The 23,248-nt window shown below is 54.5% G+C and carries 21 protein-coding genes; 5 read left to right on the top strand and 16 right to left on the bottom strand.

Features of this window, described 5'->3' with window-relative positions:
* The first annotated feature begins 86 nt into the window (after positions 1–86).
* Both hemH and EDC52_RS14895 read left to right on the top strand, forming a co-directional pair.
* The gene (gene hemH, locus EDC52_RS14890) at positions 87–1,052 is read left to right on the top strand and encodes a ferrochelatase (RefSeq protein WP_131866236.1); all 966 of its coding nucleotides are present in this window, start codon (positions 87–89) and stop codon (positions 1,050–1,052) included.
* Complete coding sequence (locus EDC52_RS14895) at positions 1,049–2,353, top strand: inosine/guanosine kinase (protein WP_131866238.1); 1,305 nt, start codon at positions 1,049–1,051, stop codon at positions 2,351–2,353. The genes hemH and EDC52_RS14895 overlap by 4 nt, the downstream gene beginning before the upstream one ends.
* Before the next feature lie 46 nt (positions 2,354–2,399).
* Here the strand turns inward: EDC52_RS14895 and ybaL are convergent, their stop codons facing one another.
* The 4 genes from ybaL to EDC52_RS14915 all read right to left on the bottom strand — a co-directional run bounded on the left by ybaL (position 2,400) and on the right by EDC52_RS14915 (position 6,902).
* Positions 2,400–4,085, bottom strand: a complete 1,686-nt coding sequence (ybaL, locus tag EDC52_RS14900) for a YbaL family putative K(+) efflux transporter (protein WP_131866240.1) — start codon at positions 4,083–4,085, stop codon at positions 2,400–2,402.
* Between the two features lie 210 nt (positions 4,086–4,295).
* Complete coding sequence (locus EDC52_RS14905; protein WP_131866242.1) at positions 4,296–5,516, bottom strand: MFS transporter; 1,221 nt, start codon at positions 5,514–5,516, stop codon at positions 4,296–4,298.
* Positions 5,513–6,022, bottom strand: coding sequence for a Cys-tRNA(Pro)/Cys-tRNA(Cys) deacylase YbaK (ybaK, locus tag EDC52_RS14910; RefSeq protein ID WP_131866244.1), 510 nt, complete (start codon positions 6,020–6,022; stop codon positions 5,513–5,515). Before ybaK ends, EDC52_RS14905 begins: the two co-directional genes overlap by 4 nt.
* Before the next feature lie 70 nt (positions 6,023–6,092).
* On the bottom strand, positions 6,093–6,902 hold the full coding sequence (locus EDC52_RS14915) for a TraB/GumN family protein (RefSeq protein ID WP_131866246.1): 810 nt from the start codon (positions 6,900–6,902) through the stop codon (positions 6,093–6,095).
* A gap of 205 nt (positions 6,903–7,107) precedes the next feature.
* On the opposite strand from EDC52_RS14915, the gene cueR reads away from it, so the two are divergent.
* Entirely contained in the window at positions 7,108–7,512 is a 405-nt protein-coding gene (cueR, locus tag EDC52_RS14920; protein ID WP_131866248.1) for a Cu(I)-responsive transcriptional regulator, read from the top strand.
* A 105-nt stretch (positions 7,513–7,617) separates the two neighbouring features.
* Here the strand turns inward: cueR and EDC52_RS14925 are convergent, their stop codons facing one another.
* The 5 genes from EDC52_RS14925 to tesA all read right to left on the bottom strand — a co-directional run bounded on the left by EDC52_RS14925 (position 7,618) and on the right by tesA (position 11,632).
* On the bottom strand, positions 7,618–8,067 hold the full coding sequence (locus EDC52_RS14925; RefSeq protein WP_131866250.1) for an NfeD family protein: 450 nt from the start codon (positions 8,065–8,067) through the stop codon (positions 7,618–7,620).
* A gap of 2 nt (positions 8,068–8,069) precedes the next feature.
* Entirely contained in the window at positions 8,070–8,984 is a 915-nt protein-coding gene (locus EDC52_RS14930) for an SPFH domain-containing protein (protein WP_131866252.1), read from the bottom strand.
* A 294-nt stretch (positions 8,985–9,278) separates the two neighbouring features.
* On the bottom strand, positions 9,279–10,136 hold the full coding sequence (locus tag EDC52_RS14935; RefSeq protein WP_131866254.1) for a thioredoxin family protein: 858 nt from the start codon (positions 10,134–10,136) through the stop codon (positions 9,279–9,281).
* Between the two features lie 51 nt (positions 10,137–10,187).
* On the bottom strand, positions 10,188–10,964 hold the full coding sequence (locus EDC52_RS14940) for an SDR family oxidoreductase (RefSeq protein WP_131866256.1): 777 nt from the start codon (positions 10,962–10,964) through the stop codon (positions 10,188–10,190).
* A gap of 29 nt (positions 10,965–10,993) precedes the next feature.
* The gene (tesA, locus tag EDC52_RS14945; protein WP_165911730.1) at positions 10,994–11,632 is read right to left on the bottom strand and encodes a multifunctional acyl-CoA thioesterase I/protease I/lysophospholipase L1; all 639 of its coding nucleotides are present in this window, start codon (positions 11,630–11,632) and stop codon (positions 10,994–10,996) included.
* On the opposite strand from tesA, the gene ybbA reads away from it, so the two are divergent.
* Together ybbA and ybbP are read left to right on the top strand one after the other, a co-directional pair.
* A complete protein-coding gene (gene ybbA, locus EDC52_RS14950; protein WP_131866258.1) occupies positions 11,600–12,286 on the top strand; it encodes a putative ABC transporter ATP-binding protein YbbA in 687 nt (228 codons plus the stop codon). The genes tesA and ybbA overlap by 33 nt on opposite strands.
* The gene (ybbP, locus tag EDC52_RS14955; protein ID WP_131866260.1) at positions 12,283–14,715 is read left to right on the top strand and encodes a putative ABC transporter permease subunit YbbP; all 2,433 of its coding nucleotides are present in this window, start codon (positions 12,283–12,285) and stop codon (positions 14,713–14,715) included. The genes ybbA and ybbP overlap by 4 nt, the downstream gene beginning before the upstream one ends.
* A gap of 42 nt (positions 14,716–14,757) precedes the next feature.
* Here the strand turns inward: ybbP and EDC52_RS14960 are convergent, their stop codons facing one another.
* The 7 genes from EDC52_RS14960 to EDC52_RS14990 all read right to left on the bottom strand — a co-directional run bounded on the left by EDC52_RS14960 (position 14,758) and on the right by EDC52_RS14990 (position 23,246).
* The gene (locus tag EDC52_RS14960; protein WP_165911731.1) at positions 14,758–15,507 is read right to left on the bottom strand and encodes an SDR family NAD(P)-dependent oxidoreductase; all 750 of its coding nucleotides are present in this window, start codon (positions 15,505–15,507) and stop codon (positions 14,758–14,760) included.
* A 30-nt stretch (positions 15,508–15,537) separates the two neighbouring features.
* Positions 15,538–17,238 (bottom strand): methionine--tRNA ligase, encoded by a 1,701-nt coding sequence (gene metG, locus EDC52_RS14965; protein ID WP_165911732.1) that lies wholly within the window; start codon positions 17,236–17,238, stop codon positions 15,538–15,540.
* Positions 17,239–17,482: 244 nt separating this feature from the next.
* A complete protein-coding gene (locus tag EDC52_RS14970) occupies positions 17,483–18,862 on the bottom strand; it encodes a class I SAM-dependent methyltransferase (RefSeq protein WP_131866266.1) in 1,380 nt (459 codons plus the stop codon).
* A gap of 48 nt (positions 18,863–18,910) precedes the next feature.
* The gene (locus EDC52_RS14975; protein ID WP_131866268.1) at positions 18,911–19,990 is read right to left on the bottom strand and encodes a cupin-like domain-containing protein; all 1,080 of its coding nucleotides are present in this window, start codon (positions 19,988–19,990) and stop codon (positions 18,911–18,913) included.
* A 42-nt stretch (positions 19,991–20,032) separates the two neighbouring features.
* On the bottom strand, positions 20,033–20,662 hold the full coding sequence (locus EDC52_RS14980; protein WP_131866270.1) for a hypothetical protein: 630 nt from the start codon (positions 20,660–20,662) through the stop codon (positions 20,033–20,035).
* 100 nt (positions 20,663–20,762) lie between these two features.
* Positions 20,763–21,956 carry an aminotransferase class I/II-fold pyridoxal phosphate-dependent enzyme gene (locus EDC52_RS14985; RefSeq protein WP_131866272.1) on the bottom strand — a complete coding sequence of 398 codons (1,194 nt, stop codon included), beginning with the start codon at positions 21,954–21,956 and terminating at the stop codon, positions 20,763–20,765.
* A 15-nt stretch (positions 21,957–21,971) separates the two neighbouring features.
* Positions 21,972–23,246: an AMP-binding protein gene (locus EDC52_RS14990; RefSeq protein ID WP_131866274.1), complete on the bottom strand. Its 1,275-nt coding sequence runs from the start codon at positions 23,244–23,246 to the stop codon at positions 21,972–21,974.
* Positions 23,247–23,248 lie beyond the last annotated feature (2 nt).

Genomic DNA, 23,248 nt, shown 5'->3' on the forward strand with positions numbered 1-23,248 from the left:
CAATAGCTTATCCAACCTGTGCGGACAGTCCTCATGGCGTCGGCCAGGGCCAAGAATAACAAGAGTAACTGAAGGGAAAAGGATTCATGAGTCAGGAAAAATACGGTGTCCTGATGGTCAATCTGGGAACGCCTGAAGCACCCACATCCAAGGCAGTGAAACGTTATCTGGCCGAATTTCTCAGTGACAGGCGGGTGGTGGATACGCCGAGGGCATTATGGTGGCCGATATTGAACGGTGCCATCCTGCCGTTGCGTTCACCCCGGGTCGCCAAGCTGTATCAGAGCGTATGGATGGACGAAGGCTCGCCCCTGATGGTCTTCAGCAAACGACAGCGTAAAGCGCTGGCCGACTGTCTGCCGGATATGGCGGTAGAGCTGGCCATGAGTTATGGCAAACCGTCCTTGCCGGACGCCGTTGGCCGCTTGCTTGAGCAGGGCGTGACCAAACTTATCATACTGCCGCTTTATCCCCAGTATTCCTGTTCCACCAGCGCTGCTATCTGGGATGCGGTAGCGCGTATCCTCATCGGCTACCGGCGCCTGCCTTCGATCAATTACATCCGCGATTACGCAGAGCATCCGGCCTATATCGCCGCGCTTAAGCATTCTATCGAGCAGTCGTTCGAACGTCACGGCAAGCCTGACCGTCTATTGCTGTCGTTTCACGGCATCCCGGTACGTTATGCAGCCGAGGGAGATGACTATCCGCTGCGCTGCAAAGATACCCGGGATGCGCTGGTGCAGGCCTTGGATTTCCCTGAACAGCAGGTGATGATGACGTTCCAATCGCGCTTTGGCCGCGATCCCTGGCTGACGCCCTTTACCGATGAAACGATGAAAAACCTGCCGGCCGACGGCGTTAGGCACATTCAGGTCATTTGTCCCGGCTTTTCGTCCGATTGCCTGGAGACGCTGGAAGAAATCAATGGCCAGAACCGCGAGATATTTGAACACGCCGGCGGCGAAACCTTCCATTACATCCCGGCGCTCAACGATTCACCAAAACACATTGAACTCTTCCGTCAATTAGTCAGTGAACAGGTACGATGAAATTTCCCGGTAAACGTAAATCCAAGCATTACTTTCCCGTCAGCCAACGCGATCCGCTGGCGCTGCCGGAACCTGAGATAAATGAAGCCGCCGGGGCGTATATCGTTGGCATTGATCAAACACTGGTGGACATTGAGGCCAGGGTTGATGATGCCTTTCTTGCCCGTCATGGGCTCAGCGTGGGACATTCAATGCTGGTGGATGCGGATGCCGCTGATCGGTTGAATCTTGAACTCATGGAGCAGGCCAGCATCACGCATCAGTTTGCCGGCGGCACCGTCGGTAATACCCTGCATAATTACTCGGTGCTGGCCGATGACCGGTCGATGCTGCTGGGGGTGATGTCCAGTTCGATAAGTATCGGCAGCCATGCATATCGCTATCTGTGCAATACCTCCAGCCGGGTAGATCTGAACTATCTGCAGGGGGCCGATGGGGCGATGGGGCGCTGTTTTACCCTGATTGGCGATAGCGGCGAGCGGACGTTTGCCATAAGCCCCGGCAATATGAACCAGCTTAAGCCTGAATGTGTGCCTGAAGATGTGGTTGCCGGTGCGTCGGCGCTGCTGATAACCGCTTATCTGCTGCGCTGTACTGCCTACGAGCCCATTATGGATGCGACGCTTGTGGCGATAGCCTATGCCAAAAAATACCAGGTGCCAGTAGTACTGACCCTGGGTACCCAGGCGATAATCGCCGACCGCCCGGAATGGTGGCAGGATTTTATCCGTGAAAACGTCACTATCCTGGCGATGAACGAAGAAGAGGCTTGCGCGCTTACCGGCTGTACCGAACCGCTGGCGGCGGCTGATGCCGCGCTGGCATGGACTGACCTGGTGATATGCACCGCCGGGCCCGATGGGCTTTATATGGCGGGTTATGCCGATACCGGCGTGAAACGTGAAACTCGGCATCCGTTGCTCGATGGCGCATTGCCGGCTTTCAACCGGCATGAATTCAGTCGGGCGATGCGCCGGGAAGCCTGCGAACAGCCAGAGCGAATTTATTCCCATATCAAGCCGTACATGGGCGGGCCGGGCAAGATAATGAATACCAATGGCGCCGGGGATGGCGCTCTGGCGGCGGTGCTGCATGATATTGCCGCCAATGTTTATCACCGCCAGCAACTCCCTGACTCTACCAAGCACCGGGCTTCTTTCCTGACCTATTCCTCACTGGCCCAGGTGTGCAAATATGCCAATCGCGTCAGTTACCAGGTCCTGAATCAGCACTCACCCAGACTGACGCGGGGCCTGCCTGAGCGCGAGGACAGCCTGGAAGAGGCGTATTGGGAGCGCTGAGGAGCGCTGGGGGGAACCTCGCCCTTTATTCAGGGCGGGGAAACTGTCAAATCGGGCAGGACTCGGGTTGGGCCTCCTGCATCTCCAACTGCAATAAGGCAATCATGCTGTTGGCGATTTCCCGCTCTCCCATCACCACCTGGGTGGCGCCGCGATCGGCAATGTAGGTAACTTCATCATCGTAATGGGCCCGGGCAACGATTTTCAGGTCAGGCCGTTTTTCGCGTGCCAGGGCGACAATCTCACCGGCTTCAAATCCATTGGGAATAGTCAGCAGCAGCCAGCGGGCACAGTCCAGTCTCGCCAGCGACATGATTTCGGCCTTGGCGGCATTACCCAGCACGACATTAATGCCCTGTTCGCGCAAGGCATCCACCCGTGAACGGGTATTTTCCACCACCACCATCGGCACGCCGGCCTGATTGAGTTTGGCACCTATCAGGCTGCCGACCCGGCCATAACCCACCAGCAGTACGTGGTGGCAGATTTCAAGCGGTATCTGGGCGACTTCAGCTTCGATCTTGTCGTGGTCTTTTTCACTGTCGTTATCGTCTCGCGCCAGATAACGCTCGAGCAGGGCAAACATTAGTGGGTTAATCATGATCGAGAGGATGGCGCCAGCCAGGACCAGGTTGCGCCCCTGTTCCGACAGCATGCCCAGATAAATGCCCAGGCCCGCCAGGATAAAGGCAAATTCGCCGATTTGCGCCAGGCTGACCGAGATTGTCAGCGAGGTACGGTTGGACAGGCCGAACAGCTTGACGAAGATAAACGCCGCCGCGGATTTACCGAAAAGAATTATCGCCAGGGTACCCAGCACCGCCAGCGGTTCCTTGATAAGAATCATCGGATCAAACAGCATGCCTACCGATACGAAGAACAGTACGGCGAAGGCATCGCGCAGCGGCAGGGTGTCATGGGCCGCCCGATGGCTGAGCTCCGACTCGTTCAGTACGACGCCCGCAAAAAATGCGCCCAGGGCAAAGGAGACATCAAACAGTTCCACCGCGCCAAAGGCTATCCCCAGGGCGAGCGCCAGCACTGCCAGGGTAAACAATTCCCGCGAGCCGGTGCTGGCGGTCTTGGCCAGTACCCAGGGCACCACGCGCCTGCCGACCACTATCATCAGGGTAATGAATGCGACCACCTTGCCGATGGTGATTGCCAGCCCGGTCCATAATTCCTGGCTAATAGCCTGGTTGCTGCCCAGCATGTCGCCAAAGGCCGGCATCAGGACCAGGGTCAGCACCATGACCAGGTCTTCGACAATTAGCCAGCCTATGGCTATCTGGCCGCGTCGACTGTCAATCAGCTGGCGTTCTTCCAGAGCCCGCAGCAACACCACGGTACTGGCGGTAGAAAGGCACAGGCCAAACACCAGGCCATTCAGCAGCGGCCAGTCCATAAAGCGCGAGAACAGCATGCCCAGGAGAGTGGCAACCGTAATCTGGGCGATAGCGCCCGGGATGGCGATATGCTTTACCGACATCAAATCTTTCAGGGAAAAGTGCAGCCCAACGCCGAACATCAAAAGGATAACGCCAAGCTCAGCCAGCTCAGGGGCCAGGGAGGTATCGGCAACGAAACCCGGCGTGAAAGGCCCGACCAGGACGCCAGCGGCCAAATAGCCGACTAAAGGAGAAATGCGTAATCGATTTGCCAACATTCCAAGCAGGAATGCCAGGACGAGACCCCCGACAATGGTGTTGATGAGCGGTGTGGCATGATGCATCCCGTCTCCTTAAAGTGATAAATGTGTGTAACAAAGGTTTACATATTCAGTTTATGGTATAGAGAGGGTATTTGGATAGGTAAAAATATGCATATTGCTAAAAAAAAAGACATGGGCCGTTTTAACGCTGCAAATGCATATTTAGCATCGATAACTCGTTTATCATCAATGTCCAGCAGGGGATAGTCACTGGGCTGAATGAGTTTTGAGTCAGTAAATGGCCTTGTTTTGCTCCAGGTCAGGCAGAAAAGCGGTAAGCATCCCCAGTAAAGGCAGGAATGCGCATATTTGGTAGACTCGTTCGATGCTGGTGATATCCGCAACGTGGCCCAGGACCGCTGCGCCTAATCCTCCCATGCCGAAGGCAAAACCGAAAAACAGCCCGGAAACCATACCGATACGTCCTGGCAGCAGCTCCTGGGCGTACACGAGGATGGCTGAAAATGCCGATGCAATGATGACGCCGATAACCACGCTTAATACACCGGTCATCGACAGCGAGGCGTAGGGCAGCAGCAGGGTAAAGGGCGCCACGCCGAGTATCGATCCCCAGATGACATATTTGCGCCCGATACGATCCCCCAGAGGACCGCCGATCACCGTGCCTACGGCCACGGCAAATAAAAACGCAAACAAATGCATCTGGGCTGCCTGGACCGACAGGCCGAATTTATGGATCAGATAAAAGGTGTAATAACTGCTGATGCTGGTGAGGTAAAAATATTTGGAAAATATCAGCAGCAACAGGATGCTGATAGCCAACGCCACCCGGCGGCCGGGCAACGCGGAGGCGCCGGGCCGCGGGATTTTCTTCGGCAGCCGCGCCACGGCAGCGTTCTTGTACCATCGGCTGACCTGCAGCAGTACCACCATCGCCAGCAAGGCCGCCAGTGAAAACCAGGCCAGTTGTCCACGGCCATAGGGGGCAATGATTAGCGCCGCCAACAGTGGACCCAGCGATGCGCCAAAATTGCCGCCGACCTGAAAAATGGATTGCGCCAGGCCATGTCGCCCGCCTGAAGCCATTCTGGCCACTCGGGAAGACTCTGGATGAAATACCGATGAGCCGGTTCCTACCAGAGCGGCTGCCGTCAGCACCAACGTGAAACTATCGGCAACCGCCATCAACAGCAGTCCGCAGAGCGTAAAGCCCATACCGATCGGCAAGGAGTAGGGCTGGGGATACTTGTCGGTCCAAGCGCCAATCAACGGTTGAAACAGGGACGCGGTAATCTGGTAAGTCAGGGTGATAAGGCCTACCTGGGTGAAACTCAGCGCAAAGCTTTGCTGCAACAGCGGATAGATAGCCAGGATCAACGATTGGATCATGTCATTGAGCATATGGGCGATACTTATCCCCCCCAGCACTGAAAAGGCGGTTTTGCGACCGCCATCACTAGAGCGCGATCCTGGAACAGTGCCTTGCGTCATGGTTTTTCCTTACCTCCCGTTGTGTGGGGGGGGCGGCGAGCAATATCGGCAAAACGCGCGCTGAGCAGCGTCGCCAAATCGTCCGGCTTGAGTTCGATATCCAGGCCGCGCTTGCCACCTGAGACAAAGATGGTGTCAAACTGCTGCGCCGGCAAGTCAATAACCGTAGGCAGGCGTTTTTTCTGACCCAGCGGGCTTATCCCTCCCACCACGTAGCCGGTCGTTTTCTGAGCTATCATTGGGTCGGCCATTTCGGCTTTCTTGGCTTCCAGGGCTTTGGCGACTTTCTTGAGATCCAACGGGAGGGACACTGGAGTGATGGCGACAGCCAGCTTTTTAGCGTCGCCGTTCAGGCTGACCAGCAGGGTCTTGTACACCTGCTCAGCATTCAGCCCCAGCTTGCGAACCGCCTCATCACCGAAATGGGTCTCTTCACTGTCGTGGTGGTAGGGGTGCAAAGTAAAAGGAACACGCTGTTTTTCCAATACGTCAACGGCCGGCGTCATATTTGAATCCTGGTATGTATAAAATGTAAATTATTACCAAGATTAACGGGTTCTGCCTTCGAGGTAAATGTCACCGATCCCGCTGTGCCAGCAAGTCCGGTAAATTTCCTGAACCGTAAAGATGCTGAGCCCCCACCGCTACCAGATAATCGCCGTCAGGCAGCGCCAGCAGGGCTGATTTCCAGCGCATATTACGCTCTGTCATCAGGTACTGGTATAAATCATTGCTGAAGCTGTCTGGAAAGGCCTTGCGAATGTTCACCGGCCGGCTATCCAGCCACCAGCCGATCATGACCTGCAGCAATCGGGCATTGGTATGCCAGTGATCAAGCGTGTCATGCAGCAGTGACAGCCCTTGCTCCGGCAATTGCAGCAGCAGATTGAGTTGTTCTTCAGGCCCCTCCAGTTCGATAATCGGTTTGCCCATTTCCTTGGCTGCCTCGATAAGTTGATAATCAATACCAAATTCGGCGCTAAGGCCTAAACGTCCGGCCTGCCGTGCCTGCAGGGTCAAGGCGATTTGCCACGCTGGCAATTGCTCCAGCGTTTGGCGGTCCAGATGATAAAGGCTGATGAGGCTTTCGAGCGTCTGCCGCTGTCGAGGCGTCAGGCGCGGTTCAAGCGGCAGACTGATGCCGTCAGCCGGGGCCAGCGGCGGGCTGGCGGTAATGTCGGCTTCAACAATCAACGCGTCGGCTTTTTCCAGACGGTTCACTAAGGCGATGGGCAACGGGGCCATGCCTGCGGTACCCATATGAATACTGCCGACCAAGTGTAGCTGACGATCTGCCGGCAAAGTGATATCCATGCCTGGCCAGGCATATACCGCCGGGGATACCAACCCCAGCAAGCTCGCCAAACGCCATAAGAATGTGGTCATCAATTCCTGCTCCAGTCTTATTATGGCTGCTCAGCGTAGCACGAAGCGACGGTCCGTTTTGGGTTTGGTCCGTGAAAGGCGTATAATTGGCCAGCATCAGCGACGTTAGGCAAATGCAGCGGCCGATACGCTACCCGCATCCGCACCCTCTGTGCGGGTGTCAATTGCCGCAGCCATTGCCATAGCAAGCAGGCGAGGAGAATATATGAATATCAGCGATGTCGCAGTCAAGACCGGTTTGACCAGCAAGACCATTCGTTATTATGAAGAAAAAGGCCTGGTCACTTTACCCCTCAGGCAAGATAACGGCTATCGTCGCTACACTTCTCGACATATCCAGGAATTGACGCTGCTCAGGCAGGCGCGCCAGGTAGGATTTACCCTTGAGGAGTGCCGGGAGCTGGTGGGGCTGTTTAACGATCCCCACCGCCACAGTGCCGATGTAAAAAGGCGCACCCTGCAAAAAATCACCGATATAGCACAGCAGATCGAACAGCTCAACGCGATGCGCGAGCAGTTGATCACCCTCGCCCGGCGCTGCCCGGGAGATGATGGCGCGGAATGTCCGATTATCGACAGCCTGGCCGGCTGCTGCGCCGTCAAAGCCTGACGCAGCAGTGGCCGGGCTGTGCGAAACCTGCCTTGAAGGGGCGATACGGTAAAATATGAGGCTTTTTTCCCGTGGCTCGCCAGCAGATGATCCATCTGTACAGGTTTAGCGAACCGGCCGCACCCTGAGGGTGATACCGTCGATAGCATATATTTCCACCTGTTCACCGCTTTGCATCGGTTGGTCACAGATAACTCGCCAACTGCTGTCGCCGATACGGACCCGGCTGTAGCCATCAACCGAGGTTTCGGCCAGCGTGACCCGATGGCCAATAAGCTGTTCCCCTCGCAAATTGAGGGTAGACGGCGGCAAAGCGGCATTTTTTGCCCGCAGCCGGTACCACCAAAGCCAGGCGCAAAGCACCGTCAGCAGCGCAAAAGTGAGACCCTGCCATTCCCAGCTTAGCGGCACCGCCCATACCAGCAAACCGACCAGCATCGCGGCGATGCCGCTCCACAGCAGGTAGCCGCTGGCCCCCAGCATTTCCGCCGCCAGCAGCAGTCCACCCAGGGAAATCCAGAACCAATGAGGATAAATCAGCCAGGCGGTAAGCATGATTATTGCCCCCTGGCACGCTTGCTTTCACCCACTAACTCGGCAATGCCGCCAATGGCACCCATCAGGCTGCTGGCATCAAGCGGCATCATGATGACTTTGCTGTTGTTGGCCGAGGCAATATTTTTCAGCGCATCGGTATATTTCTGGGCGACAAAATAGTTAATGGCCTGAATGTCGCCGGCCGCAATGGCCTCAGACACCATTTTGGTGGCGCGGGCCTCCGCTTCGGCGGCACGTTCACGGGCTTCAGCCTGCAGGAAAGCGGACTGTCTTTCCCCTTCGGCATTCAGGATCTGGGACTGTTTTTCCCCCTCTGCGCGCAGGATTGCCGCCTGACGAACGCCTTCAGCTTCGAGTATGTCCGCACGCTTGGTTCGTTCCGCTTTCATCTGGGCATTCATGGCGGCAATCATTTCAACCGGTGGGCGTACGTCGCGTATCTCGACGCGGGTCACTTTCACCCCCCATGGATTGGTGGCTTCATCAACGATGTGCAGCAGCCGGGTATTGATGCCATCGCGCTGGGACAGCATTTCGTCCAGCTCCATCGAACCCAGGACGGTACGGATATTGGTCATGGTCAAATTGAGGATGGCCTGTTCCAGATTACTGACCTCATAGGCGGCCCTGGCCGGATCTACCACCTGGATAAAGCAAACGGCATCAATGGTCACATTGGCATTGTCTTTAGATATGATTTCCTGGGAAGGAATATCCAGCACCTGTTCCATCATATTGATTTTGCGACCAACGCGATCCATGAAAGGCACCACCAGATTGAGTCCGGGTTTCAGCGTCAGTGTATAGCGACCGAAGCGTTCCACTGTCCAGTGGTAGCCCTGAGGAACGATTTTGATGCCGGCGGCGACAATGACTAACGCGACCACTATCAGTATTGGAATAACGAGCAACATAGGTGAATCTCCTTTTCTTGTTTCGGTTAAGCGGCTGGCTGAAAATCAGATGGATGGACGTCTGGGTTTGTCGCCCTGGCTGGTTCCTGTTGGGATAATCCCTGTTTGAAGGTAGTAAGGCAAGCATAGCGCCAAACCGATGTCGATAGCGCGATCAAAAAGGCGGAACCGAAATATATACTGACCCGGAGGACGGACGCGGGGAAGGGGACAAACTGCCGGCAGGCCTAAAGAAAAATGACCTCGGCCTCTACACCGGCAAGGGCTGTAAAGGCCGTTAAAATTAGCCGAATGTCAGTAGAGCAGGGAGTAAAGCTGTCGACGGTATTTTCCTGCCAGGGCATCGCCGGTGCCCAACGCGGCCAGAATATTCATCATGGTTTTACGGGCGTCGCCGTCAGCGGCCGTCAGGTCTTTACGCAAGTGTCCGAGCAACAGTTCAAGCGCTTCTTCATTGCGGCCTACCTGGTGGAACTGCAAAGCCAGTTGCACCGCCAGCGGCGCATCATCGGGTGCGGCTTCGACCTGGCGCTGCAGCAACTGGATTTCAGGACTGTCTGCCGCCTGCTTCAGAAGATCAATCTGGGACAGTAATCCCTGATAGCGGGTGTCTTTATCCTGCAAAGGAAACGCCGACAGCACCGTTTCGGCTTCTTCGATACGATTAAGTTCGATATAAGCCTGGGCCAGCAGCAAGCCGACTTCACTGGCATGACTGCTGTCCTGCCAGAGTTCCTTGAGCAGCGGCAACGCCTGGGCATACTGCTCCTGCTCCATCAAATCGGCGGCTTCAGCCAGTTTCAATTCATTAGGGTCAGGCAAAGCCCGCAGGAGCAGTTCCCGGATGGCGTCTTCCGGCTGCGGACCCTGGAACCCATCCAGCGGCTGGCCGTCCTTGAACAGGTACACCGTTGGGATTGCGCGCAAACCGAACTGGGCCGCCAATGGCTGCTGGGCGTCGCAGTCTACGCGCGCCAGGGTAAACTGGCCGGCAAATTCCTGGGCCAGCTTTTCTATCACCGGGGTCAACTGCTGGCAGTGCTGGCTGCGTTCGGACCAGAAATAGAACAGCACTGGTTCAGACATTGACAGTTCCAATGTTGATTGCAGGTTGCTTTCATTGATATCGATTATTTTGGCTTCGGCTAGCATAGCGTTCTCTCTTATCCGTTTAGGCACTACATGGGGGCATTTTCTCCCGCTTCAATGTCTGGGGCGTAAAATCATATCCAGGCAACGGTCCGGTAAAATGCGGCGCAAGAAGGCCATTCCGTGGGTGACCAGCGTGACTGGATAACGGGCTCTAGGCCGGGGGCTTTCTAAAGCGTGGCGCAGTTTGGGCAAGATTGCCTCTGGCGGCAGGGTAAATCGCCCGGCAATACCCGGATTTTTAACCGGTCTGTCAGGTTCAGACTGATTAACGTTGTCGGTGAAGGCGGAGCTAATCGGGCCCGGTTCAATCAGGCAGACGTGCAGTCCGCTGCCGTGAAGCTCCATTCTCAACGCATCCGACCAGGCCTCAAGGGCGAATTTACTGGCGGCATAGGCGCCACGACCGGGGGTGGCGATAAGCCCCATCACTGAGCTGGTCTGGATTATCCGTCCTTCGCCATAGGGCAGCATCGCCGGCAGCAGTCGGCGGGTAAGCTGGTGAACGCCGAAGAAATTACTGGCGAACTGCTGTTCCAGCTGTTGGCGCGACAGCGAGGCAAGCGGCCCATAAACCCCATAGCCGGCGTTGTTGAACAGGGCATACAGCCGATGACCGGTCAGCGATAAAATCTGGTCGGCGGCCTGCTCCACACTGTGCGCATCGTCCAAATCCATTAACAGCGCCTCAAAGCCTTCGGCGGTCAGGCGCTGGAGATCGGCGGATTTACGGCAGGTAGCCAGTACCCGATAGCCGCAGGCCCGCAGACTTTGCGCCGCTGCATGGCCTATGCCGCTTGAACAACCGGTGATAACCACTGATTTTTGCATAACTTTACCCATTTCTCCGGGCGGTTCGCCTATGATTCATGCTTTAGTAGAGGCATTAACCGTTCAGACATCCATTGAGCGATAAAAGGCTGTGCGGCAGAATTAGGGTGAATACCGTCATCCTGCATCCATTGAGGCTTTAAATACACCTGCTCCATAAAGAACGGCAGTAACGGGATGCTGTACTGTTTGGCCAGGTCAGGGTAGATAGAACTGAAAGATTCGGTATAGCGGCGGCCATAATTGGGCGGTAACTGAATCTGCATCAGCAGGGGGGATGCTCCGGCCTTATTGACCAGTGCTATCGCCTCAGTCAGATCCCGCTTGATATTCTGAGGTGGAAAACCGCGCAACCCGTCATTGCCGCCCAGTTCAATCATCACCCAGCGGGGTTTATGTTGTTTGAGCAGCCCAGGCAGGCGCGCCAGTCCCTGGGTAGCGGTATCGCCGCTGATGCTGGCATTTACCACCCGAATGGAGGAGGCGTCCTCTCCCCATTGGTCATTCAGTAACGCCGGCCAGGCAGTTGCCGCCGGCATGCGATAGCCGGCGCTGAGGCTATCGCCGAGTATCAGTAAAGTATCAGCGGCGAGTGCCCGCATACTCACCAGTGCCATTATGAAAAGGAAGGGCAAATGCCAGCGGAAAACGTTCTTGAAGTTCATCATCTTAGTAAGCACGTCGGTCAGGGTGATAATCATATATCCATCCTTACCGGAGTTGAGCTGGTTGTCAAACCCGCACAGACAATTGCCCTGATTGGCGAGTCGGGGTCAGGCAAATCGACTTTGCTGGGGATCCTTGCGGGTTTGGATGATGGCAGCGAGGGCGACGTGCGGTTGCTGGGGCAATCTCTGCCGGGGTTGGATGAAGAACAGCGCGCTGCCCTGAGGGCGAAAAGCGTCGGTTTTGTGTTCCAGTCTTTTATGCTGGTGCCCACCTTGACTGCACTGGAAAATGTCCAACTGCCGGCATTGCTGCGGGGTGAAAACGAGCGCCAAAGCCGTGACCAGGCGGTACAGTTGCTGGATAAACTGGGACTTGCGGCCCGACTCGGCCATCTGCCTGCGCAATTATCCGGCGGCGAGCAGCAGCGAGTGGCTCTGGCTCGGGCGTTTAGCGGCCGGCCGCAGATTCTGTTTGCCGATGAGCCCACCGGCAATCTTGATCGGAAAACCGGAGATCGTATAGCGGATCTGCTGTTCTCTCTTAATCAGGATTCCGCCACCACGTTGATTCTGGTGACCCATGATCAGCAATTGGCGGCACGCTGCCAGCGCCGTCTGCGGTTACAGGACGGACAGTTGCAGGAGGTTGCATGATCCATCGATGGTTCTGGCGCGAGTGGCGTTCGCCTTCGCTGCTGATTGTCTGGCTGGCGCTGACCCTCTCGGTAGCCTGCGTTCTGGCGCTAGGCAGCATCAGCGATCGGATGCAGAAGGGACTGAACCAGCAAAGCCGCGACTTTCTGGCTGCCGATCGGGTGCTGCGCGCCGCCAGGCCGGTCGACGAAGGCTGGCTCAGGATGGCGGAGCAGGAAGGCCTGACCCTCAGTCGGCAAATCCGTTTTATGACCATGACCTACGCAGGTGAAAATGCGCAGTTGGCCGAGGTGAAGGCCGCTGACGACAAATATCCGCTTTATGGCCTGCTCGAGACCCGTCCGGCGAATCTTCGCTCCCAGCCGGGTACCGTGCTGGCAGCGCCGCGATTGCTGGCTCTGATGGGGCTGAAAGTCGGTGATACGCTTGAGGTGGGCGATGCCACTTTGCGCATTGCCGGGGAAGTTATCAAAGAACCGGACAGCGGCTTCAATCCGTTCGAGACCGCGCCGGGAATTATCATCAACCTGGCGGATGTGGATAAAACTGGCGCGGTGCAGCCCGGCGGCCGGGTAAGCTGGCGTTATCTGTTTGCCGGCAGTCCTGCCGCGCTCGAGACGTATGAACAGGCTATCCTGCCGTTGTTAAAGCCGGATCAGAGCTGGCGCGGGGTGGAAGATTCCAGCGGTGCGCTCAACCGATCACTTGAGCGGTCACAGTATTTTTTGCTGCTTTCGGCGTTGTTGACGCTACTGTTATCGGTTGCCGCCGTAGCGGTCTCAATGGGACATTATTGTCGCAGTCGCGGCGATCTGGTTGCAGTGCTCAAAACCTTGGGCGCCGGCCGGCGGGCGTTGGTAAAACTTATCGTCGGCCAGTGGCTTTCATTGCTGGCGTTTGCCGGCATCTGCGGCAGTCTGACTGGCCTGGCATTTGAAGCCATACTGATGCATCTGCTGACTCCGGTGTTGCCGGCCGCATTGCCGCCGGCCGGTATCTGGCCATGGATGTGGTCGCTGGGATCGCTGCTGGTGATTTCACTGCTTATCGGAATCAGACCCTATCGTCAACTGCTGGCGACTCAGCCGCTCAGAGTGCTGCGTCGTGATGTCCGGGTAACGGTATGGCCACTGAAATATTACATCCCGCTGTTGCTGGTGATGGTGCTGGGTCTGCTGGCGCTACTGGTAGGGGCTAATGCGCTGCTGTGGTCGCTGATGGGCGGCATGCTGGTGCTGGCGCTGCTGCTTGGACTGGCCGGCTGGCTGTCGCTGATTACCCTGCGGCGGCTTACGGTGAAACGGCTGACGCTGCGCCTGGCGCTAAACCGGCTACTGCGGCAGCCTTGGGTCACGATGAGTCAACTGGCTGCGTTCTCCCTATCATTCATGCTGCTGGGGCTGCTGCTGGTGATGCGCGGAGACTTGCTGGAACGTTGGCAGCAGCAGTTGCCGCCTGAAAGTCCGAATTATTTTCTGTTGAATATGACCGGGGAGCAGGTGCAGCCGGTGCGCGATTTCCTGCAGCAGCGAAGCGTAGCGCCAGGGACTTTCTATCCGATCATTCGCGCCCGTTTAACCGAAATCAACCAGCAGAAAGCCACCGATCTGATTCATGAAGATTCTCCGGGCGGCCCGACGGTGAATCGTGAACTCAACCTTACCTGGCTTAAAGGGCGTCCAGAGCATAACCCCCTGACAGCCGGTTACTGGCCGCCCAAGGCGGGGGAAGTATCGGTCGAAGCAGACGTAGCCGAGCGGCTTGGACTTAAATTGGGCGATGAATTGACGTTTACCGGTGATACCCAGCCCTTCAGCGCCCGCGTAACCAGCTTGAGAAAAGTGGATTGGGAAAGTTTGCGTCCCAACTTTTTCTTCATCTTTCCTCCCGGGGCGCTGGATGATCAGCCTCAAACCTGGCTGACCAGTTTTCGCTATCAGGGAGATGATCGGCTGGTAGTGCAGTTGAATCGGCAGTTTCCGACCCTGAGCTTACTCGATGTGGGATCGATTCTGGCGCAGATCGGCCAGATATTGCAGCAGGTGAGCCGGGCGCTGGAAATCATGGTGGTGCTGGTGCTGCTTTGCGGTGGACTGCTGCTGTTGGCACAGGTGCAAGTCGGCATGCGCCAGCGGCAACAGGAATTAGTGGTTTATCGAACGCTTGGCGCCAGCAGAAAACTATTGCGGGCGACGCTCTGGAACGAGTTTGCTCTGCTTGGACTGGTATCCGGACTGGTGGCGACTGCCGGCGCGGAAGCTGCTCTGGCGCTGCTGCAGCGTAAAGTGTTTGATTTCCCCTGGGCACCCAATCTGATGATGTGGTGGTTGCTGCCGCTAGGTAGTGCCCTTACGCTGTCGACCTGCGGCGTGGTACTCGGTCATAGACTGGTCGGCAGAAAAGGCCAGCACAGGAACTATCAGGGATAAACCCCGGCTGGAACGCCGGTCGCAGGCCTGGTTGCCGGATCATCAACCGGCCATCAAGCCGCCGTCGACCGGCAGCGTACTGCCGGTGATAAAACTGGCGCCAGGGGAGCACAGCCAGGCAACTGCCTCGGCGATCTCTTCCGGGCGGCACAGTCGTCCCATCGGATGGACCCAGCCATGATTTTCAAGTTCGGCCCCCAGTTCCCTGCTGGACATAGGGGTCCTTACCAGTCCGGGGCACACGCAGTTGATGCGAATACCTGTACGGGCATGTTCTAACGCCGTAGCCCGGGTTAGCCCAACCAGGCCATGTTTGCTGGCGGTATAGGCCGCTCCGCCGCTGAAGCTGGCACGCAAACCGGCCACAGAGGCAATATTGACGATGGAGCCCACTTTGCTGGTGGCGGTAATCAATGCCAGTTCATGTTTCATGCAGTGAAATACCGCGCTCAGGTTGAGCGCAATCACATCATCCCATACCGAGAGCGGGTAATCGTCAATAGCGGTAAAAGACAGCCCCTGCATGCCGGCATTATTGACCGCAATATCCAGGCCTTCGCCGCTGCCGGCAATTTTTTCAAACAGCCGGCCAACATGCTGGCGATCGGCCAGGTCTGCCCTGATAAAACTGGCTCCGGTGTATGCCGGCAGCGGTCCTTCTAACCAGGTACGTTCTGTACGCCCTACGATGATTACTTTGCCGCCCAGCTTGAGGAAATGCTCGGCGCAGGCGAGGCCGATACCGGAAGTGCCGCCGGTCACCAGTATGTGTTTATCCTTGAAAAAGCTCATTAGGCAATCCTTTTGGTCAGTCATTGATGCTCACCGCCTGGTCGAATCAGTATCCTGACTGCCGCTGAAAGCCGCAGTCAATGCCTCGACTCGCTCAGGGGGGATCTTTTTGACAAGGCAGTCGACCTGTAGATCGAGATGAATTTCTTTATCAAGCCAATGGGCATCCATGGCGCTTTCCAGCGAAGGGAAGGGGGTCTGTTGCAGGGCCAATGCCTGCCTGATTCTGCCTGCCAGAGCCGGAATGATCGGCGCCAGGGCGCAACTGAATATATTAAGCAGATAGAGGCAATTTTTCAGGATGTGGATCACCTGCGGGCGGTCGGTTTTCAATACTTGCCACGGCTGTGCCTGACTGATGTACTCGTTGCCGATATCCCACATTTTCCTGATGTGATGCCCGGTTTTCCTGAATTGGATTTCTTCCATCTGGGTCAGGTAGCTTTTGACCTGCAGCCCGATATCCTGCCGCAGGCGGTCATCTAACAGAAAACCGGCCGGCAGGATGCCGCCAAAATGATTTTCGATAATCTTAAACGTGCGGTTAATAAAATTGCCCAGGCTGTCCGCCAAGTCTTTATTAATAATCTGTGCAAAAGCCTGGAATGAGAAATCGGCATCGCTGGACTCGGGGATCATGGCAAACAGACCATAGCGCCAGTAATCAGCGGGAAACAGCTCCAATGCCTTATCGGTAAACACCCCTCTGCGCCGGCTGGTGGAAAACTTGTCGCCTTCATACGTCAGCCAGTTAACGCCCTTGATATAACTCGCTGACAGCCAATCCTGACCTGATCCCTTAAGCATAGCGGGCCAGAACAGCGTATGAAACGGCACATTATCCTTGGCCATGAACTGCACCAGGTTAACGTCTTCCGGCGCCAGCCACCACGCTTGCCATGATTCAGGCCAGCCGTTGGCGGCCGCCCATTCCTGAGTCATGCTGATGTATCCCATCGGCGCATCAAACCAGACATAAAAAACTTTGTCATGATAAGCAGGTAGAGGCACCGGCACGCCCCAGTGCAGATCGCGGGTTATGCAGCGCGCCTTGAGCCCCTCCTTCAGCCACTGATTAGCAATTCCCCGCACCAGCGGCGGCCAGCCATCCTGGTTTGAGATCCAGCTTTTAAGCTGAGGTTCCAGAAGGCCGAGATCGAAAAACAGATGATTCCCTGCTATCTGCTGCAGGTCGGTACTGCCGCTTAATGCCGACCGGGGGCTGAGCAGCTCTTCAGGAGACAGCAGGGCGCCGCATTTATCGCATTGATCGCCTCGGGCATCGGTATAATGGCAGCGGGGACAGGTTCCTTCAATATAGCGATCTGGCAGGAAACGCTTATCGATCGAGGAGTAATACTGTTTAATACTTTTTTCAAAAATATATCCGTGATCGTTGAGTCTGGCGAAAATCTCCTGCGTGCACTTTCTGTTCATTTTTGTGGAGGTACGGCCGAAATAATCGAAACTGATATCAAAACTGCGGTAAATATCACGCTGCAGGCAGTGATTTTGCTGGCAGTACTGTTCAATGTTCAATCCCGCTGCCTGGGCACCGAGTTCAGCTGGGGTGCCATGTTCATCAGTGCCGCAGATATACAATACTTCCTTGCCCTGCTGGCGTTGAAAACGCGCGTAAAAATCCGCCGGCAGCATTGAACCGATTAAATTGCCTACGTGCTTGGTGCCGTTAATATAGGGCAGGGCGCTTGTAATAAGTACTTTATTCATATCAATTTTCATTATTATTTCATTTAATACGGGCTGGAGGCCAATTAAGACGTTTTTTTTACAGGAACTACCATAGCGTAAAGCTTTAAGGTTTTCCTCGGTCGTTAAAATAACAGATAAACTTTTAATCTGAAGATTTTTTTATTTAGTTAACATTGGAAGTGTAGCTTCTACTGGTTATGCGAACGGTTAAATATTTATTGATTACTTACTTGATGCTATAAAGCCAAGGGTTAATGAGTTTTTACTCGTTCTGGTCGATAATAAAAACGCGAAACGGCGTCCGGCATAGAATTGAAATTAATGACAGAAGTTCTGCTGTTTGTATATCCTTATCACGATAGCGCTCCTGAAACAGATTGATTAGCCCCTGTACGCTCATTGTTTCGTCGGTGAGATCCAGTAAACTGGCGATCTGCTCATCCGGCAGGCTGAAGCAGTGTCCCAAATCTTCCAGCGTCAACCACTGGCGCGGTTCTTCAGTAATGCAATCTCGTGCTATCCCGTAATATATCACCCCGGGGCGCCGCTCGCCGGCATCGAACATCAATCGGCCATTTTCCAGTTTATACTTGGGCAGCGGCACAGTCTTGGTCACGCCTCCGCCTGCGTTTATTTCATGCTTCATCGCCTGGCGAGCCGGACGCAGCCGATATTGCAAAAATGCATTGCTGCTATTTTTAAGGGTATCGCTGACGCCTCGCCCTGCTTGACAGACATAACACTCAAGCAGTGGGTTTCGCATCAGACTGCCCAGATGAGCCTTGTCGGGTGCGGATAACCCCTCGACCCGCTGCCTGAGTTCAGCTGAGTCCAGCATAAATTCGGGTGAAAAATGGTGTGGCTGCTTCCAACTGATAAGGCCGAGCGAAGCCTGATCCAGCATCGTCAGCAGTGAAGGCACATCATAATAATGCTCCAGGGGATTACAGATGAAATCGGCCAGTTCAATGGCAAAGCCTCGCCGATGTTCCAGATAAGATAAGACTTTACCCAATTCCCTCGGCCGGCGGGCATGACGATTCAGATTGGAGAGGAATTCCACCGCCAGATTAAAACGCTCTCCCGCCTTTAGGCTGTTGCCTCCTTCCAACAGCCTCAGCACATGCTGCATTTTGATTGAGTACTGGCGATTATCGCGGTCATAAACCATTAACTCGGCCATGCCGTCGGTTTTAAGGGACGACCTGATAGCGGACAATCCTTCCGGTGGGCAGGGCAAGTGATGCAGCACGCCTATACAGCTCACATAATCGAATTCGTGCCGGTAGCCGGCTGCCAGCAGGTCTTCCTGGCGGAAAATGATATTATCCAGTGCCAGATTAGCGGCCAGTTTCCGCTGAAAATCCAGACTGGCTGCACTGATGTCGCTGGCAATAATCTGGCATTCCCTGAACTGCAGAGCCAGCATCACCGCCCAGCGGGTGCCGCAGCCAGGTACCCATAGCCGGCTGGTGCGGGAGAGTCCGGCGTTGCGCATCGAACTGAATTCGTAGTTAAAACTGGCGGTCAAATCACGCTGGGCATCTTCCTGTACCAGATGATAAACCGGCGGGAAAGGAAATCGATCATAGTGTGCCGATATTGCAGTACTGTCCTGACATTGCTGATTCAGGAGCCTCATATGCTCATCCTTATACGGGCCAGCGGCCCGATGAATTGTTTAATTAAGTTATTCGTAATAGGGGCGCGCCCGGTGATCAGCATCCAGGAAATGGGGCAGTAAAGGCGGCAGATAGTTCTCCAGATCCAGGCTGTAACTGTGCATCGGCTCTTCAGGATACAACTCGTAATATATCTCCTTGGCCAGCAGGCGCAGCGCCATTACCCGCTGCTTTCCATTCAGGTAGCGCCGGCTGCTGCACTGCAGTATCCGGCTGATGATGGAGGGATAAAGTGTGGTTGCCAAGGCAGGATCGGCTAATTTGTGAATGATGCCTTGGGTGAACATGTCCGGAAATAAATAGTTTAGTAATTCCGTACTGTGTCCCGGCCGCCTGAATCGGATGCGTATCGCCATGCTGTCTTCCAGATAGTCGGCAAAGTGCCAGCAGAACGCCGGCACGAAAATAGCATCCCCGGCATCCAGTACCACTTCCTGGCCACCGGTAAAGTGCAGGAAATCCCGACGTTCACGATCGGAAAAGTGCTGCAATTTCCATCCGGACATTTGGGTGAAGGGCAACAGTTTTTTAGCAGCGCTATGAGGGAAAACCACAAAGCGTTTTTTACCGAAAATCTGGTAAAGAAAACCATTGTGTCCGCCTTTATCAAAATGAATATTGGCGACGTTGCCCTTATTACCGACAAAGCACTGTTGGATTCGGGTTTTACTTTCCCTGGGCTGGTGCTGGCAAATATCAGGGATTGAATAGCAGGATTTGATTTGTGCAGGCGTGGTAAATTCAATGCACATTTTTTTTACCCCGCTATGGCTGGCGCAAAATTCATAGTAATCACGAATGGTCATGGTCCGATGTGTTTCAGCAACGGCCGGTGCAGGGTCTTGTTCCTCTTCGGGGCCAGGTATTGTTGCCGCCTGTTCATAAGCTTGAACATATTCGTCCTGGACCGGTATGGCGATGTCCCCCCAGTTGTGGATGACATCCTGTTTGCATCTGATATCACGTATTGCCTGCCCTTGATAAAGGTCGGTTATAACCACCGGCACGACTTTACATATATAGTCTTTGTAGAAATTAGGTTCATCGGATAATTTTATTTTCGCGATAGTAATGCTTGTGTTGTCCATAACGCCTCCTTAAGGAAATTAATTAATGAAAATTAGATTCGATTATGATTGGGACTGGCTGATGCTGTATTGCAAACTATATATATCAATGCTGAAGTAATGCATTGTTTCAATGTCAAAAACAGATGATAGTTCATTAATACTGTCATGTTGAAGTGATGAATCATAAGAATAATAAATAAGAATTGAATATTTTTTTTTTCCCTCTTCTTTATGGCAGTAGACGCTGCAGCTGCAAAATTTCTTCTGGTGATATAAAGAAGGCAACACGTCATTTACCAGTCGAGTGATGAAATCCTGCTGCCCCGGGGACAGGTAAAATTCAATAAAGACGGCTTGTGCGCCCAGGCCATCGCCACAGTGGAAAATCTCGTCAGCGACCCTTCTTTTCTTAAGTATCATGCTGCCAGCCAGACTGGTTTCGGCTTCGCTGACCGGCCGTTGCTGCAGCGATAAATAGTCGGGTCCGGTTAGGACAGCAGGGTCGGCAAGTGAATAAAGGCAAAGGTACTGTTTACGCGCCGGACAATAGAACCGACTGCTGTCGGTGAATCCATTGATACTCATCCGCTGTGGAATATGCTCAAAAGTATGCCACTGGTTAAATAAGTCATGGTAATCCTGGTTAAGCTTTAGTTCTACGATTAACGCTGCTGCGGTATGGCTGGACATAATCTCCTCCTGAAGTGCGCCCCGTGGAATATGACGGCACTGCCTCCTGTTAATATCCGCCTGTCATGGCCCGAATGATTCAATCCAAGTATTAACCGTTTCATTCTGGCAAGACCTCAGAGAGGGCCTGACAGAATGAGCCAAGCTGCTGATCGGTCAGATTGGCGCGCCCCATCAATCGAATGCCCGGATTATTCTGCGCCACTATCGGGAAAAACACCGTTGAGCAATAAAACCCGCGCTGATAAAGAGCCACTGAGGCTTTAATCGCTTTATCGGCAGACCCCATATTGATTACACGAATGGGAAGTCCATTGCCGGCATTAACAGTAGGCGCATGTTTATCCAAATGATTCATTACGTGCTTGAGTGACTGCTGCAGCTTTTCAAGTTCCCCGGTTAAATGAAGTTCTGCAGCAGCCTTTATTGCTCCCAAGCCTGGGGCGTTTATCATCTGGGACCAGCCCAGCGGTCCTCCGCAATAGGTCAGCATTTCCTTGATATGCCGATCACCCAACAGAATTGCGCCGCCGGTTGCGCCAAAGGCTTTGGCCAGTGAGGCGACAATAATGGTCCGCTCACTCAAATCGTCATAATGAGAGCGGGCCAGGCCGCTACCATGGATACCCTGGACTGAAATTGAGTGTGAATCATCAATATACAAAAATAAATTGTGTTCTCTCTGTAGCTCGATTAATGCTTGAATTGGCGCATTCCCCCCCATGCTATAGGCTCCGTCACAGATATAAACCACGTAATCATGACTGCGGCAAAGGTTGAGAATGTATTCCATATCATTATGGGGACAGGTACATACATCGGTTTCATCGCTGCACTGAGCCTTGAGAGCACTCATCGAAAAATGGCATTGTGCATCGAAAACCATCAGTGGCTTATGACCCTCGGTGAAATGGCCCGATGCCAGCAGCGGAAGCACTGCCGCACTAGCGATATAGCACGATGGGGTCAGCATTACCTCACAGTTGAATACCCTGCCCATAAGTTCTTCAGTTTCATCCAGCAATTGCGGGGCGATGCGCGCCCTGGATACTGAGGTGCTCATGGTGCCCTCTCTTTCGAGGGCCTGCATCGCTCCGGCAAGGATTGATGGATGTCGATTCAGACCCAGGTATGAACAGGAACACATATTGATGAAGCGGTGATTGTCTTTTGTTACCAGGACATGATCTGCTCCCGGAACGGTGCGTAGATTAACCAGTCCCTGACGAGCGGCTGCACGCCAGTTGCCGAGGCTGCTGGTTACCATCTTCTGTACGTTGGCAAAGGCACCCATGTGATCTCCTTATCGTTAAAGCGCCAGGTCAGTCCGGCGTAAGTCAGCTATGAAGCGGGTTTTACGTTTGGTGGCATTTTCAAAATAGGCAAAATCCACCGTCTGAATGGTAATGAGGCTAATGGCGCCTCGATGTTGAGCGGACAGTAATTGTGGTGCGATCGCCTTTAGCGCCGCAAACAATACCTGCTCGGCCTGTCCAACGGTCGGCGTAAGGCGAAAGAGCGACAGCAAAAATTCCAGCGTCGGACGTTCGTTGGTGCCGGTCAGCCTGAGTTGCAACATCAATAACGGCAGGCTTAGCGCCATGGTTGCCGCAATAGCCTGGACCGTTGCACTGTCTATACGTTCACCCGCCACTGTAAATCCGTTGGCCGCGCGTCGTCCCAGCAGGGAGAAGCGGGCGTCTACCCGTTCTGGTGGATCCAGCCATTGCGCCTGATCGCCGGTGTCGAGACGGATGGCGGGGGTCTGCTGCCTGATGAAGCTGGTTACCAGCAAGGTGCCCGACACGCCGGTTTCTGTTATCACTTGCCGGTTAAGCGGGTCAACAATCTCAATCTTGCACAATGGGTGAAAGGGAATATATGCATTATCTTCGGTCGGTTGACGACTGTAAGCCGCCAGACCTGTTTCGGTGGTGCCGTATAAAAAGGGATAAAGGACCGCATTCGGGAAGGCTTCCCGCAGCAGTGATAACTGGCTGCCTATCAGGTTTTCGCCGCCACCCAACAGACGCTTGATGCTGTGGTCCGGGCCTGACACCTTGAGCAGTCGATGGGCTAATCCGAGAAAAGTGGAATTCATACCGGTAATCACATTGGCGCCAAAGTGCTGGTAGTGACCGATGAGCGTCTCAAAATCGTGATCGCACCCCAGCGGGATCTCGGCGCAGCGGCCGGGGAAAGCATCCGCCACTCGATTGACCGCCAGATAAGATGCGCTGCCGGGCTCTGAAAGATTAAGAATGATATCGTTATCGGCCAGCAATCCATTTTTCCAATGAGTTTCGGCCAGCAAACGGTTAGCGGTTCTCCACTCATCCCGGCCAAACAGGGTTGCCTTGGGTTTACCGGTGGTACCGGAGGTGGTATAGAACATGCCCGACGGGGTGGTAGTGGCGAATAACGCGGCAGGATCATCCTGTACCGCTGCCATGACTGCAGCGAAATCGGCTATCGGCAGATCTTCTAGTTGATAGTCCGACGGCAGGTCATGATACAGGCGGCGATAAAATGGACAATGCTGACGGGCAATACTGACCAGATGCGCCAGAGGATAGATATTCATCA

The organism is Biostraticola tofi (assembly GCF_004343195.1).
GTDB lineage: Bacteria > Pseudomonadota > Gammaproteobacteria > Enterobacterales > Enterobacteriaceae > Biostraticola > Biostraticola tofi.